This is a genomic window from Embleya sp. NPDC059213, from assembly GCF_042754445.1.
Taxonomy (GTDB): domain Bacteria; phylum Actinomycetota; class Actinomycetes; order Streptomycetales; family Streptomycetaceae; genus Embleya.
The window spans coordinates 1-14,553 of sequence record NZ_JBHZAV010000093.1 but is presented as its reverse complement, the minus strand read 5'-3'; the positions used below and the strand labels follow the sequence as shown (position 1 = coordinate 14,553).

The 14,553-nt window shown below is 70.6% G+C and carries 10 protein-coding genes; 7 read left to right on the top strand and 3 right to left on the bottom strand.

The window, feature by feature from the left end:
• Positions 1 to 77: 77 nt before the first annotated feature.
• The 5 genes from ACFXMF_RS29075 to ACFXMF_RS29055 all read left to right on the top strand — a co-directional run bounded on the left by ACFXMF_RS29075 (position 78) and on the right by ACFXMF_RS29055 (position 6,300).
• Positions 78 to 2,702 (top strand): ATP-binding protein, encoded by a 2,625-nt coding sequence (locus ACFXMF_RS29075; protein WP_379989939.1) that lies wholly within the window; start codon positions 78 to 80, stop codon positions 2,700 to 2,702.
• Complete coding sequence (locus ACFXMF_RS29070; RefSeq protein WP_360312939.1) at positions 2,699 to 3,373, top strand: response regulator; 675 nt, start codon at positions 2,699 to 2,701, stop codon at positions 3,371 to 3,373. Before ACFXMF_RS29075 ends, ACFXMF_RS29070 begins: the two co-directional genes overlap by 4 nt.
• Positions 3,374 to 3,463: 90 nt before the next feature.
• Positions 3,464 to 3,865, top strand: a complete 402-nt coding sequence (locus tag ACFXMF_RS29065) for an OB-fold nucleic acid binding domain-containing protein (RefSeq protein ID WP_360312941.1) — start codon at positions 3,464 to 3,466, stop codon at positions 3,863 to 3,865.
• A gap of 16 nt (positions 3,866 to 3,881) precedes the next feature.
• Entirely contained in the window at positions 3,882 to 4,625 is a 744-nt protein-coding gene (locus ACFXMF_RS29060; RefSeq protein ID WP_379989940.1) for a DUF3159 domain-containing protein, read from the top strand.
• Between the two features lie 289 nt (positions 4,626 to 4,914).
• Positions 4,915 to 6,300 carry a hypothetical protein gene (locus tag ACFXMF_RS29055; RefSeq protein WP_360312944.1) on the top strand — a complete coding sequence of 462 codons (1,386 nt, stop codon included), beginning with the start codon at positions 4,915 to 4,917 and terminating at the stop codon, positions 6,298 to 6,300.
• Positions 6,301 to 6,324: 24 nt separating this feature from the next.
• Here the strand turns inward: ACFXMF_RS29055 and ACFXMF_RS29050 are convergent, their stop codons facing one another.
• Positions 6,325 to 6,981 (bottom strand): TrkA family potassium uptake protein, encoded by a 657-nt coding sequence (locus ACFXMF_RS29050; RefSeq protein WP_078974936.1) that lies wholly within the window; start codon positions 6,979 to 6,981, stop codon positions 6,325 to 6,327.
• Positions 6,981 to 7,643 (bottom strand): TrkA family potassium uptake protein, encoded by a 663-nt coding sequence (locus ACFXMF_RS29045; RefSeq protein ID WP_360312946.1) that lies wholly within the window; start codon positions 7,641 to 7,643, stop codon positions 6,981 to 6,983. Before ACFXMF_RS29045 ends, ACFXMF_RS29050 begins: the two co-directional genes overlap by 1 nt.
• 149 nt (positions 7,644 to 7,792) lie before the next feature.
• Here ACFXMF_RS29045 and ACFXMF_RS29040 point away from each other — a divergent pair, with 149 nt between their 5' ends.
• Together ACFXMF_RS29040 and ACFXMF_RS29035 are read left to right on the top strand one after the other, a co-directional pair.
• Positions 7,793 to 9,970 carry an APC family permease gene (locus ACFXMF_RS29040; RefSeq protein ID WP_379989941.1) on the top strand — a complete coding sequence of 726 codons (2,178 nt, stop codon included), beginning with the start codon at positions 7,793 to 7,795 and terminating at the stop codon, positions 9,968 to 9,970.
• Positions 9,971 to 10,251: 281 nt separating this feature from the next.
• Complete coding sequence (locus ACFXMF_RS29035; protein ID WP_360312950.1) at positions 10,252 to 11,619, top strand: class I SAM-dependent RNA methyltransferase; 1,368 nt, start codon at positions 10,252 to 10,254, stop codon at positions 11,617 to 11,619.
• A 2,082-nt stretch (positions 11,620 to 13,701) separates the two neighbouring features.
• Here ACFXMF_RS29035 and ACFXMF_RS29030 read toward each other — a convergent pair.
• Entirely contained in the window at positions 13,702 to 14,130 is a 429-nt protein-coding gene (locus tag ACFXMF_RS29030) for a PPOX class F420-dependent oxidoreductase (RefSeq protein WP_360319350.1), read from the bottom strand.
• Positions 14,131 to 14,553 lie beyond the last annotated feature (423 nt).

Here is a 14,553-nt window from a genome sequence, read left to right as displayed (position 1 = left end):
TCCCGGCGGTCGTGGCGGGCCGGGGACGGGGAGTGCCGGTGTCGGCACTCCCCACCCCGAGGCAGAGAATGGGTGACATGGCACGCGGCAAGCTCCGGATCTATCTCGGTGCGGCACCCGGCGTCGGCAAGACCTACGCGATGTTGGGCGAGGGACAACGTCGGCGCAGGCGCGGCAGCGACGTCGTCGTCGGTTTCGTGGAATGCCACGGCCGACCCACCACCGAGGAAGCACTACAGGGTCTGGAGGTCGTCCCCCGGCGGGACATGATCCACCGAGGCGGCGCGTTCACCGAGATGGACGTGGACGCCGTCATCGCACGGCGACCGAGGATCGCCCTCGTGGACGAGCTGGCGCACACCAATGTGCCGGGCTCGCGCAACGAGAAACGTTGGCAGGACATCGAGGAACTGCTCGACGCCGGGATCGACGTGATCTCGACGGTGAACGTGCAACACCTCGAATCGCTCAACGACGTGGTCGAGTCGATCACCGGGGTGCCGCAGCGTGAGACCGTGCCCGACGAGGTGGCCCGCCGGGCGGACCAGATCGAGCTGGTCGACATGGCGCCGGAGGCGCTGCGCCGGCGGATGGCACACGGCAACGTGTACGCGCCGGAGAAGGTCGACGCGGCACTGTCCAACTACTTCCGGGTCGGCAACCTGACCGCGTTGCGCGAACTCGCGCTGTTGTGGACCGCGGACCGGGTGGACGAATACCTCCAGCAGTACCGCAGCGAACACCAGATCGACGCCACCTGGCCGGCCCGCGAGCGGATCGTGGTCGGCCTCACCGGCGGCCCGGAAGGCGAGACGCTGCTGCGCCGGGCCGCGCGGATCGCCACCCGCGGCTCCGGCGGCGAACTGCTCGCGGTCTACGTCTCGCGCAGCGACGGCCTCACCGGCGCCTCCCCGGAGGCGCTGGCCCGCCAGCGCGCGCTGGTCGAGTCGCTCGGCGGCACCTTCCACTCGGTGGTCGGCGAGAACGTGCCCACCGCGCTGCTGTCCTTCGCGCGCGGGGTGAACGCGACGCAGATAGTGCTCGGCAGCAGCCGGCGCAAGCCCTGGCAGTACCTGTTCGGCCCGGGCGTGGGCGCCACCGTGGCCGCGCAGTCCGGCGACATCGACACGCACATCGTCACCCACGAGCACGCGGGCGTGGGGCGGGTGCTGCGCCCGATGCGCTCCCCACTGGGGCGCGGCCGGCGGATCGCGTCGTGGGCGGTGACCGTGATCGGCCCGCTGGCACTCACCTACACACTGGACGCGACCCGGGACAGCCACGGCCTGTCCACCGAGATGTTGCTGTTCCTGACGGTCACCGTCGCGGTCGCGCTGCTCGGCGGATTGTGGGCGTCCGTGCTCACTGCGGTGGTGTCCTCGATCCTGCTGAACTACTACTTCACGCCGCCGCTGCACAACCTGACCATCGACGATCCGGAGAACATGCTCGCGTTGGGCATCTTCGTGCTGGTCGCGCTGTCGGTGGCCTCGGTGGTGGACCTGGCGGCCAGACGTACCCATCAGGCCGCGCGAAGTCAGGCCGAGGCGCAGACGCTGAGCTTTCTGGCGGGCAGTGTGCTGCGCGGCGAGCAGGCGCTGCCGGCGCTGTTGGACCGGGTGCGCGAGACGTTCGGGATGGAGTCGGTGGCGCTGCTGCAGCGCGAGGAGCACCACACTCCGTGGTTGTGCGTGGGCAGCGTGGGGCCGCATCCGGCGGTCAGGCCCGAGGACGCGGACGTGGACGTGCCGGTGTCCGACTCGCTGGCGCTGGCGCTGTCGGGGCGGGTGTTGCCCGCCGAGGACCGCCGGGTGCTCGGGGCGTTCGCCGCGCAGGCCGCGGTGGTCCTGGAGCGCCGACAGTTGGTTGCCGAGGCGGCCCAGGCGCGTCGGCTCAAGGAGGGCAACCGGATTCGCACCGCGCTGCTGGCGGCGGTCTCGCACGACCTGCGCACGCCGCTGGCCACGATCAAGGCCAGCGTGTCGAGCCTGCGGGCGGAGGATGTGAGCTGGTCGGAGGAGGACGAGGCCGAGCTGTTGGCGGCGATCGAGTTCGGCGCGGACCGGCTGGACACGCTGATCGGGAACCTGCTGGACATGAGCCGGTTGCAGACCGGGACGGTGACTCCGCTGATGGGCGACATCGGTCTGGACGAGGTGGTGCCGGGCGCGCTGGCCGGGGTCGCCGAGGACCGGGTGGCGCTGGACATCCCCGAGACGCTGCCCGCGGTGTCCGCGGACGCGGGCCTGCTGGAGCGGGTGCTGGCCAACGTGATCGAGAACGCGGTCAAGCACAATCCGCCGGGCCGCCGGGTGCACGTGTCGGCGGGCGCGCTCAAGGACCGGGTCGAGCTGCGGGTGGCCGACCGCGGGCCCGGTGTGCCGGACGAGTCGAAGGAGCGGATCTTCGAGCCGTTCCAACGCTTGGGGGACGCGCCGAAGGGCAATGGGGTGGGACTCGGGTTGGCGGTCGCGCGTGGCTTCGCCGAAGCCATGGACGGCACGTTGACGGCCGAGGACACGCCCGGCGGCGGGCTGACGATGGTGCTGGCGTTGCGCACGGCCCCGCTCGCGGGTGCGGGTGCGGGTGCCGGTGCGGGCGCCGGCGTGGGTGCGGGCGCGGGCGCTCGTGAAGTCGAGAGTGCGGGCGAGGGGCGGACCCCCGCGACCGATCAGCGAACCACTTGGGAGGAACAGCGATGACACGGGTCCTGGTCGTCGACGACGAGCCACAGATCGTGCGGGCCCTGGCCATCAACCTCAAGGCCCGCGGCTATGACGTGGACACCGCGGGGGACGGCACCGCGGCGCTGACCGCCGCCGCCGACCGGCATCCGGACGTGGTGCTGCTCGACCTGGGCCTGCCGGACATCGACGGGGTCGAGGTGATCAAGGGACTGCGCGGCTGGACCAGGATCCCGATCATCGTGCTGTCCGCACGGCACGCGTCGGCGGAGAAGGTCGCGGCGCTGGACGCGGGCGCGGACGACTACGTGACCAAGCCGTTCGGGATGGACGAGTTGCTCGCGCGGCTGCGCGCGGCGGTGCGGCGTGCGGTGCCCGAGGAGGAGGCGCCGGTCGTGGTCACCGAATCCTTCACGGTGGATCTCGCGGCCAAACGGGTCTCCCGGGACGGAGCCGACGTGCGGCTCACCCCGACCGAGTGGCACCTGCTGGAGGTGCTGGTCCGGCACGCCGGCCGGCTGGTCAGCCAGCGCGCGTTGTTGCAGGAGGTGTGGGGGCCGCAGTACGGGACGGAGACGAACTACCTGCGGGTCTACATGGCCCAGTTGCGCCGCAAGCTCGAGCACGACCCCTCGCACCCTCGCCATCTGCTGACCGAGCCGGGGATGGGTTATCGCTTCGAGGGATAGCTCGCGGCCTCACCCGGTGGGCCGCCGGCCCCGGCGGGCGGGCACTTTCGGGCAGCCGAGGGCCGTTGGATAGGCGGTACCCTTGCCGGCATGAGTGGTAGCGCAGCCGGGGTGGAGCGTCGATCCGGGCGATTGCGGCGGATGCTGGATCGGTGGACCTCCACCCATGAGGAATTGCACGCCGAGGAGCTGCTGCACGACACCCAGCGGCTCGGCTGTACCAAGATCGTGGACGTGGTCGAACGGGACCTGATCACGGTCGGCGGCACGCTGCGCACGGTGACCTTCCGGCCGCGCGCGGGCGTGCCCGCGCTCGAGGCCGAGCTGTACGACGGTTCGGCGGCGCTGTCGGTGGTCTGGCTCGGTCGGCGGCGGATAGCCGGGATCGAGCCGGGGCGGCAATTGGTCGCCCACGGGCGGGTGAGCACCACTGCGGGCCGCCCCGTCCTGTTCAACCCCAGGTACGAGCTGCGCCCCGTCGGCCGAGAGTGAACGAGTGACCGCCCATATGGAAAAGTCCGCCTCCGACGCGCCCGGCGAGCAGCCGGCCCCCACCGACAGCGCGGCCTCGATGATCGCCGCCTTCGGCGGTGTGCGCGGCATGATCGACATGACCGTGCCCGGCCTGGTGTTCGTGGTCGCCTTCACGATCAGCCACTCCACGTGGACCTCGGCGATGACCGCCGGCGCCGTCGCGTTGGCGTTCGCGGTGGTTCGGATCGCGCGCCGGGAGACCCTGCAGCACGCACTCGGCGGCTTCCTGGGCGTCGCGCTGGCCGGCTGGATCGCGGTCAAGTCCGGCAAGGCGGAGAACTTCTACGCCTTCGGCATGTTGCTGAACGGCGCCTACGCGCTGGCCTACCTGATCTCGATCCTGGTGCGCTGGCCGCTCATCGGCATCGTGCTCGGCCCGGCGCTGGGCGAGAACTTCACCTGGCGGCAGAACCCGGCCCGGTTCGCGGCGTATCGCCGGGCGACCTGGGTCTGGTTCGTGATGTTCGTGTTGCGGATCGTGATCCAGATCCCGATCTATTGGACCGGCAATGTCACGGCGCTGGGGATCGCCAAGGTGGCCCTGGGCGTGCCGCCGTTCCTGGTGGTCTGCTACATCACCTGGTTGATCATGTCGAAGGCGCCGCCGCCGGTGAAGGTGGAGGACGCCGAGGACGCCGAAGACGGCTCGGCGGCGGTCGAGGCGGCGCCGGTGGGCGAGCAGCGGGACGAGCGGCGGGAAGACCGCGTCGCGGATTGAGCGGTTGCTCGTCGGGCTGTCGGGTCGTCGAATCGTCGCGGGTCGTCGAATCGTCGCGGGTCGTCGGGTCGTCGGGTCGTCGTCGTGTGGCGGTGGATGGTGCGAGCCGTGCCGGGCCGGTTCGGGTGGGTGCCGAAGTGATCATCGCGGTGATCATTCGGGTATGGCGCATCGGTCGATTACGGAGAATTTGGGCCATGTGCGGTCCAATCGGCTATTCCCGCATGATCGCGTAACCGTGCCGTTAGCGTCCCCGTTAGACCTCCAGTGGACGAAGGAGGCGGGGACGGTGGCCGGAAACGGTGACCTCATCGCATTGGTAGCGGAAGCCGGTCTCTCCCGGCGCGAACTGGCCCGTTGGGTCAACTCGGTCGCCGAGCGACGCGGGCTGCACCTCGGGTGCAGCCACACCTCGGTGGCCCGTTGGCTGGAAGGCGCACAGCCGCGTTGGCCGATTCCGGAGCTGTTGGCCGAGGCTCTCGGTCGGCGCCTGGATTGCGAACTCACGGTCGAGGACCTCGGGATGCGCGACCGGCGGCCACCGAACCCCGACCCCTTCGACGGGCTGAAAGTCGCCCGGACCGCGGCCGAAGTCAGACACGCCGTGGCCGAATTGTCGGAGAGAGACATGAACCGCCGTACCTTCCTGGCCAACACGGCCTTCGGCGTGGGGGCGTTCGCCGCCCCCGCGCTGTTCTGGTCGACCGCGTCCCGGGCCGAGGGCGAGCCCGAGAAGCTCGCCTCGCGCGGTCCCGTCACCGTGCGCGACGCGGACGTCCTACGTATCCACCAGACCGTCCTGGCCTTTCGCCGACTCGACCGCGCACAGGGCGGCGGGGATCTGCGGGACACCGTCGTCAACCACCTCAACGGCGTCGCCCGCACCAAGCTGGCCGGTTCCTACGGTGACGAGGTGGGCCGCCGGTTGTTCCGTGCCGTCGCCGAACTCACCGAATTGGCAGGCTGGTTGTCCTTCGATTCCGGCCGGCACGCGCTGGCCCAGCGCTACCACATCCAGGCCCTGCGGCTGGCCCAGGCGGCCGACGACCCGGCCTACGGGGCCTACGTGATGGCCAACATGGCCTGTCAGTCGGTCTACCTGGGGCACGGCTGGGAGGCGGTACAACTGGCCCGGGCCGCCGAACAGGGCGCCGGCGGCGCGCTGGGTCCCCGGGCGCGGGCGATCGTGGCCGCGATGGAGGCGCGCGGCTACGCGGCGCTGGGCGATCGGCGCGCGTGCGAACGGGCGATGGGCATCGCCGAGCGGCACCTGGACGCGGCCGGCCCGATCGAGGACGACCCCTCCTGGTGCAACTACTTCGACGAATCGGAGCTGCAACACGAGTTCGCGCACAGCCATCGCGACCTCGGCCTACCGGACCGGATCCACGACTTCGCGGGCGAGTCGATCAAACTGCGCCGCGCCGGCGCGTCCCGCCGGTGTGCCCAGGACACCACCTTCATGGCCGCGGCCCACCTGGCCCAGGGCGACCTGGACGCGGCCTGCGGCAAGGCCACCGAGGCGCTGCGGATCGCGGGCAACCTGTCGTCCGCCCAGTGCAACGACTTCCTCGCGGACTTCCGCAGGCGGCTGCGCCCGTACGGCCGGGAGCCGCTCGCGCGCGCCTTCAGCGAGGAGGCGGACCAGGTCATGGGTGACCTGGCCGCCGCCTGAGCGTCCACTCCACCGCGTTGTCGGTCAGGCCGACAACAGCTCTTCCAGTTCCTCTTCGCGATGCGGCGCCGCGACGAACAACAGTTCGTCGCCGGCCTCCAACGAGTCGTCCTTGCCGGGTACCAGTACGCGGCCCTCGCGGATGATCGTCACGAGCGCCGTGTCCTCGGGCCATGCCACGTCACCGACGCGGGTGCCGACGAGGGCGGCGTCGCCGGGGAGGGTCAGCTCGACCAGGTTGGCGTCGCCCTGGCTGAACCGCATCAGCCGGACCAGGTCACCGACGCTGACCGCCTCTTCGACCAGTGCCGACATCAGTCGCGGCGTGGACACCGCGACGTCCACCCCCCACGCCTCGTTGAACAGCCACTCGTTCTTCGGGTTGTTCACCCGGGCGACCACGCGCGGGACCCCGTACTCGGTCTTGGCCAGCAGCGAGACGACCAGGTTGACCTTGTCGTCACCGGTCGCGGCGATCACCACGTTGCAGCGCTGCAGCGCGGCCTCGTCGAGCGAGGAGATCTCGCACGCGTCGGCGAGCAGCCACTCGGCCTGCGGCACGCTGTCCACCTTGATGGCGTCCGGCGCCTTGTCGACGAGCAGCACCTCGTGGCCGTTCTCCAACAACTCGGCCGCGATGGAGCGACCCACCGCCCCCGCGCCCGCGATTGCGACCCGCATCAGCTCTCCTCCGGCGCTTTCTCGAAGGCCGCCTCGACGGCGGCCACATCCGCCTGGTGCATGACCACGTGCACGAGGTCGCCCTCCTGGATCACGGTTTCGGAGGTCGGCAGGATGCCTTCGCCCAAACGGGTGACAAAGGCGACGCGTGCGCCCGACGCCTGTTCGAGCCGGTTGATCCGGTGGCCCACCCACGCCGAGTTCACGTGCACCTCGGCCAACTGCACACTCCCGGACGGATCGCGCCACAGCGGCTCCGCGCCGCTGGGCAACAACCGGCGCAACATCTGGTCCGCGGTCCAGCGCACGGTGGCCACCGTCGGGATGCCCAGGCGTTCGTAGACCTCGGCCCGGCGCGGGTCGTAGATCCGCGCGGCGACGTTCTCCACGCCGAAGGTCTCGCGCGCGACGCGCGCCGCGATGATGTTGGAGTTGTCGCCACTGCTGACCGCCGCGAACGCGCCGGCCTCTTCTATACCGGCCTCGCGCAGGGTGTCCTGGTCGAAGCCGATGCCCTTGATCCGGCGGCCGGAGAAGTGCGACCCCAGCCGGCGGAACGCGGACGGATCGCGGTCGATGACCGCCACCGAATGCCCCAGCTCCTCGAGCGTCTGGGCCAACGTGGAACCCACGCGCCCGCAGCCCATGATGACGATGTGCACGGCCGTCCTTCCGGATTTGGTCCGTTGTGCCCGGTCTGATGCTCGTATGTGGTGTTACCAGGGTGGCAGACCTCGCCGAGACGTTACACGTGGACGCCTTACGGCATGCCCCCGGCCCGGCGAAAGTCGATGGGCTTACGATCACCTGCGTGTCAAGACTGACCGATCTGTCCAAACGCATCCTTGTCGGCCGAGCCCTGCGCAGCGACAAGCTGTCCGAGACGCTCCTGCCGAAGCGCATCGCGCTGCCCATTTTCGCCTCCGACGCACTGTCCTCCGTCGCGTACGCGCCGGACGAGATCCTGCTCACCCTTTCCATGGCGGGAATGGCGACCTACCACTTCTCGTGGAAGGTCGGACTGGCCGTCGTCGTGGTCATGCTGACGGTCGTCGCCTCCTACCGCCAGAACGTGCACGCCTATCCCAGCGGCGGCGGCGACTACGAGGTCGCGAGCGTCAACCTCGGGCCCAACGCCGGCCTGACGGTCGGCAGCGCGCTGCTGGTCGACTACGTGCTGACCGTGGCGGTGTCGGTCTCCTCTGGGGTGGCCAACATGGCCTCCGCGGTGCCCGCGCTGGAATCGAACAAGGTGCTGTTGGCGGTCGGCCTGGTGCTGCTGTTGATGGCGATGAACCTGCGTGGTGTCCGCGAGTCGGGCAAGCTCTTCGCGGTTCCCACCTATGCCTTCATGGCGGCCATCCTGGGGATGACGCTGTTCGGCCTGATCCGGGCCTCCACCGGCGCGGACATGGAGGCCGAGAGCGCCGGATTCCACATCGAGGCCGAGGACAGCTTCAGCGGCTTCGCGCTGGTGTTCCTGCTGCTGCGCACCTTCTCCTCCGGTTGTGCCGCCCTCACCGGCGTCGAGGCGATCAGCAACGGCGTCCCCGCGTTCCGCAAGCCCAAGAGCAAGAACGCCGCCTCCACGCTGCTGCTGATGGGCACCATCTCGGTGACCATGCTGATGGGCATGCTGGCGCTGGCCAATATGACGAAGGTGCGTTTCGCGGAGAACCCGGCCACCCAGATCCAGGGAGCGCCCGCCGACTACGAGCAGAAGACCGTGGTGGCGCAGGTCGCCGACGCGGTCTTCGGCGGCACGTTCGCGTCGCCGCTGTTCTACCTCGTGCTCGCGGTCACCGGCCTGATCCTGATCCTGGCCGCGAACACCGCGTTCAACGGCTTCCCGGTGCTCGGCTCGATCCTGGCCCAGGACCGCTACCTGCCCCGGCAACTGCACACGCGCGGCGACCGGCTCGCGTTCAGCAACGGCATCATCATGCTGGCCGCGTTCGCGATCGTGCTGATCATCGCGTTCGACGCCGAACCCACCAAGCTGATCCAGCTCTACGTCGTCGGCGTCTTCGTGTCCTTCACGATGAGCCAGGCGGGCATGATCCGGCACTGGACCCGGCATCTGAAGACCGAGGCCGACCCGGCCGCGCGCCGCCGGATGATGCGCAGCCGGGTGATCAACGCCTTCGGTCTGTTCATGACCGGCACGGTTCTTGTGATCGTGCTGGTGACCAAGTTCGCCCAGGGCGCCTGGATCGCGATAGCGGCGATGGGCTTCCTGTTCCTGCTGATGAAGCAGATCCGCCGGCACTACGACCGGGTCGCCGCCGAGCTGGCCGCGGTCGAGATCGACGACACCAAGCTGCCCTCGCGCGTGCACGCGATCGTGCTGGTGTCCAAGCTGCACAAGCCGTCCCTGCGGGCGCTGGCCTATGCCCGATACTCGCGCCCCAACGTGGTCGAGGCGGTCACCGTCAACGTCGACCCGGCCGAGACCGAGTCGCTGCGCCGGGAGTGGGACGAGCGGGGTATAGAGGTGCCGCTCAAGGTGCTCGACTCGCCGTACCGCGAGATCACCCGACCGGTGATCGAATACGTGAAGTCGGTGCGTCGGTCCAGTCCGCGCGATGTGGTGAACGTGTACATCCCCGAGTACGTGGTCGGGCGCTGGTACGAGCAGATCCTGCACAACCAGAGTGCGCTGCGGCTCAAGGGCCGGCTGCTGTTCACACCCGGGGTCATGGTCACCTCGGTGCCGTGGCAGTTGGAGTCCTCCGAGCGGCTCAAGGAGCCGAAGGCGTGGGTCGCGCCGGGGTCGGTGCGGCGCGGGCCGGCGCGGACGCCGCGAGGCGGGGACGGGAAGCGGGGGGCGGGGGAGCGGGCGGAGAGTCGGCCGGTGCGGCCGGAGAATCGGTCGGGTGGCTCGGGTGGCTCGGGTGGCTCGGGTGGCTCGGGTGGTTCGGACCGGTCGGGTGGGTCGGGCGGTTCAGGCGGTTCAGGTGGTTCGGGTGGTTCGGGTGGGGAGTCTTGACGGGCGTTTGAGGTGCGGTCGGCGGGTGCTCGGCCGGGGGTGTGGGCCGGGTCCGGGCGCCTGGTGTCCGGGCCGGGGGGTGTGCGGGCGGCGGTGGTGGACGGCGCGTCGTGACGGTGGGCGCGGCTTGTTCGGGTAGGGACTACCCTGGATGCGCGCCCACCTCCGTGAGGCGCTTTCTTTGTGTCGCCGTGTCGTCCCCGGGCGTCGCCGTCGGGCGCCGCCGGCCGAGGGACCACCGAAACCCCTGTCGATGTTGTACGAGTTGTACGAGGAGTGCCGTGCCTGTCGGATCGACCACCCCCGAATCGGACCAGTCCCTGCGGGGTGAGCGGTACGAGGTCGAGATCGGCCCGGTCGCCCACGGTGGGCACTGCGTGGCCCGCCACGAGGGCCGCGTCATCTTCGTCCGGCACGGACTCCCGGGCGAGCGGGCCGTCGTGGAGATCACCGACGGTGGACCCACCTCGCGTTTCCTGCGCGGCGACGTGGTCGAGGTGCTGGCCGCCTCCCCGGACCGGATCACCCCCGCGTGCCCGGTGGCCGGCCCCGGCATGTGCGGCGGCTGCGACTGGCAGCACGCCGCACCCGCCGCGCAGCGCCGGCTCAAGGCGGATGTCGTGGCCGAGCAGTTGTTGCGGCTGGGCAAGGTCGACGTGCACGTCGAGGTCGAGGCCGTGGACAGCCCGCCCGGGATGGCCGAGGGCCTCGGCTGGCGCACCCGCGTGCAGTTCGCCGTGGACCCGGCGACCGGCCGCGCGGGGCTGCGCAAGCACCGCTCGCACGATGTGCAGCCGATCGACTCCTGCCCGATCGCGGCGCCCGGCGTCGAGGAATTGGGTATCGAGGCGCACGAGTGGCCCGGGGTGGCCTCGGTCGAGGCGGTCTCGGCGACGGGTTCGCTGGATCGCGCGGTGACCGTGGTGCCCGCCGAGGGCGCGGACGGGCGGATGCCGATCGTCGAGCTGAACCGCGCGGTGTCGGTGTTCCGTGCCGACGACAAGGGCCGGGTACGCAAGGTGCACGGGCGACCGGCGGTGCGCGAGGTGGCCGCGGGACGGACCTGGAAGGTCTCGGCGGGCGGCTTCTGGCAGGTGCACCCGGCAGCGGCGGACGTACTCGTGCAGGCCGTCGTGGCGGGACTGGAGCCGCGACCGGGCGATCTGGCGCTCGACCTGTACTGCGGAGTCGGGCTGTTCGCGGGCGCGATCTCCGAGCGGTTGGCGGACAGCGACACGATCATCGGGATCGAGAGCTCCAAGCAGGCGGTCGAGGACGCGATCCACAACCTTCGGGACGTGCCGGGTGCGCGCTTCGAGACCGGCACGGTGGAGAAGGTGCTGGGCCGACCCGGGTTCCTGCGCCGCGCGGACATCGTGGTGCTCGACCCGCCGCGTGCGGGTGCGGGCAAGGCGGTCGTCGAGCGGATCGCACGGCTGACCCCGCGTCGAGTCGCCTATGTGGCGTGCGACCCGGCGGCACTGGCCCGGGACGTGGCGTATTTCGCGGGGTTCGGGTTCAGGCTGCGGTCGGTGCGGTCGTTTGATTTGTTCCCGAACACGCATCACGTGGAGTCGGTGGCGATCTTGGAGCCGGCACCTCGGGAGACTCGGGGGACTCGGCGGGATGGTGGGCGGGGGCGGCGGTGAGGTTGGGGCCTGGGCGGGGGCCGGGGCCGGGCCGGGACCTGGGTCGGGGTCGGGGGCAGGTCGGGGCTTGAGGGCTTCGGGCTGAGGGTTCGAGGGCTTCCGGCTGAGGGCTTGAGGCCGAGGGCTGAGGGTCGTTTGGGCGATGCTGGGCGTTGGGTCGGGGTCGGGGCCACGTCGATGGTGGTGAGGGTCGGCGGGCGGGTGTAGGGCGTTTTTGGGTACAGGGCTGCCTCGGCTTGGTCGGGGTGGCCCTGTTGCGTTTGTGGGGCTTGGGCGGGCCGAGGTCGCGGGTGGGGTGGGCGGCGAAGCTCGGGTGGGGGCGGGTTGTCGGGGCGAATGGCGAGCGTGGCGATGGGTGGGGGTTGGTCGTGCGCCGGATTCGGTACTCGGGCCGAGGTGGTGAGGGCGGCGTCGGGCGTGAGCCGGGTTCGGCATGCGGGGATTGGGCGTTGGTCGTGAGCTGGTTTGGAGCCCGGCTATCGGCTCCGGCCGTGACCGAGGTCGACCACCTTGCTCCGTTCGCGTCACCGCCCCAGGTGTTCGGCTCGGCCCGCCATTGGGACTCACCTGCTTGGCCGGATCCAGACCCTGTCCCGAGCGTCCGGCCCAGGTCACTATCGGGGCCGACCTGGTTGGCCCGCTCCCGATCCTGCCCCGGCCCGAGGGTCCGGCTCGACCTGCGACCTACGCTCACCCCATCACCGCGCTGCTCACTTCGGCTGGGGTGTCCCACCCGGCTTACGACCGGATGTCGGGTACAGCGTTGGGACTCACCGGCTCGCCGCGCTTACGACCTGGACCGGAATATCCGGCGCGGCTCATTACCGACGTTCATCCCCTCGCCGCGCTTACGACCTCGGTCCGAGTGCCGGGGCCGATAGCCGGGCGAGGTCGTGAGCGCGGCGAGGGGATCGACGGCGGTCGTAGGGCGGGTTCGAGATCCGGGGCGGGGGCGCGAGTGGAGCGAGGGGTGGGGCTCGGTCGCATGTCGAGTCCGACATCTGGGGCTCGGTCGTGAGTGGAGCGGGCGGGGCTGGTCAGTCGTGAGCCGGGCGTGGTGGGCGGGGGCGGGGCGGGGGCGGGGTCGCGGGCTTGGCGGGCGGGTGGGCGGCTTTCGGCGATGCGGCGTTGCTTCTTGTTGGGCGCCTTTGGCGCCGGCTCGCGAGGCACCACTTTTTTGCTCCGTCGCGGGCTCCTCCACAAAAAAGTGGCCCCTCGCTCGTGACTTCGTGTCCCTTCGCTTCGCTACGGGCCACGAAGTCAAAAGTTTGCGGCTCCGCCGCTCTCCGCGCTGCGCGCGTCGATCACCGGGGTGAGCCCAAGTCGGGGGCGCTGACGCGCCTGGGGGTGGGGCGGGTGGGGGCGGGGTGCGAGTGCAGCGAGGTGGGGGCGGAGGGGCTGGTGGGCTGGAGTCGTGGGCAGGGGGACGGGCCGACCCGAGTCGTGAGCGCTGCGAACACTCGGGTTTGGCTGCGAGCGTGGTGGCTGGTGGGCCGGGGCGCGGGGTGGGTGGGTCGGCTCGGGTCGCCGGTGTTGGAGACCGGTGGAGTCGGGTCGTGAGGAGTGCGAACGAAGCCGACCCGATTTGCAAGTAGAGCGAATGCGCCGACTCGGGCGCGAGCGCAGTGGGTTGGCGGCCGAAGTCGTGGGTGCAGTGGGTTGGTGGGCCGGAGTTGTGTGCGGGGGTGGCCCGGGTCGTCGGTGCTGCAAGCCGGTGGAGTCGGGTCGTGAGGGCTGCGGGCAAGGCCAATTCGGGGAGCGAGCGCGGCGAACGGGGCGACCCGGGTTGTAGGTGGGGCCACCAGGTGGGCGGGTGTCGGGAGTAAGGCGGTTCGGGCGCCGGATTGGGGTCCGTGGCCAGGGTCGGGTGTGTGCGGTCGAGAGCGCGACGTCACGAGGTGTCAGGTGGTGTCGCGTCGGGGGTGTGGCCTTATTCACGAGTGGGTTCGGGAGGCGCTTCCCAGCCGACGGGCGATGTTCACGAGAGGGATTCTCGTGAACATTCGTGGCCGGTCGCCTGGCGGTTGCTGCTGAAACTCGTCGACGAAGGCTATCGCTGGACGTAGACAAAGCCTGGGGTGTTCAGCCGGTGATGTTCCGGTCTGCGACCACGTGGTGGATGTGCACGTGGACGACCTGTTCGCCGTCGATCGGCTCGCGGTCGACCACCTTGTCCGTGCCCATATAGCGCGCGGCGATCCGAGTCGGCCAGATCCGAAGGTCGGCCGGGTCGACCGAGATTCGGGCCTCACCCTCCACCACGACGTAGGCGTACGGCGGTCGGTCGTCGTCCACGCACAGGCTCACGCGCGGATCGTTGGCCAGGTTGCGGCCTTTGACCGAGGACGCGAACGTGCTGAAGACGAGTTCGACGGTCTCGCCCCGATCGTCGAGATCGAACCAGATCGGGGCCACATGTGGTCGGCCGTCCGGCCGTACGGTGGCGAGCTTCCCGGTGCGTGGTCCGGCCAGGAGAAAAGCCCGCCACTGAGTCTCGGTCATGCGTTCCATCCCCCGAGTCTCACCCCTGACCACCCCGAAACCCGGTAGCCCCGCCCACGACGACCACCCCTCCACCACACCACACGACACCTCGTGACGTCACACCCTCGCCCACCACCCCGACTCCGCCCCCCGAACCGCCCTACTCCCGCCGCCCGCCCACCTGTTCACCCCACCTGCGACACGCTTCGCCCCGCCCACCCTGCCCTCGTCCCCCCACCCCCGATGTACTTGCGACCTCGCCCCACCCGCCACCCCCACAACCCGGCCCCACAACCTCGCGCCCCGCGCCCACCCGCCCCACCCCCGGCGCGTCAGCGCCCCCGACTTGGGCTCACCCCGGTGATCGACGCGCGCAGCGCGGAGAGCGGCGGAGCCGCAAAACAAAGACTTCGTGGCCCGGAGCGAAGCGCAGGGACACGAAGTCACGAG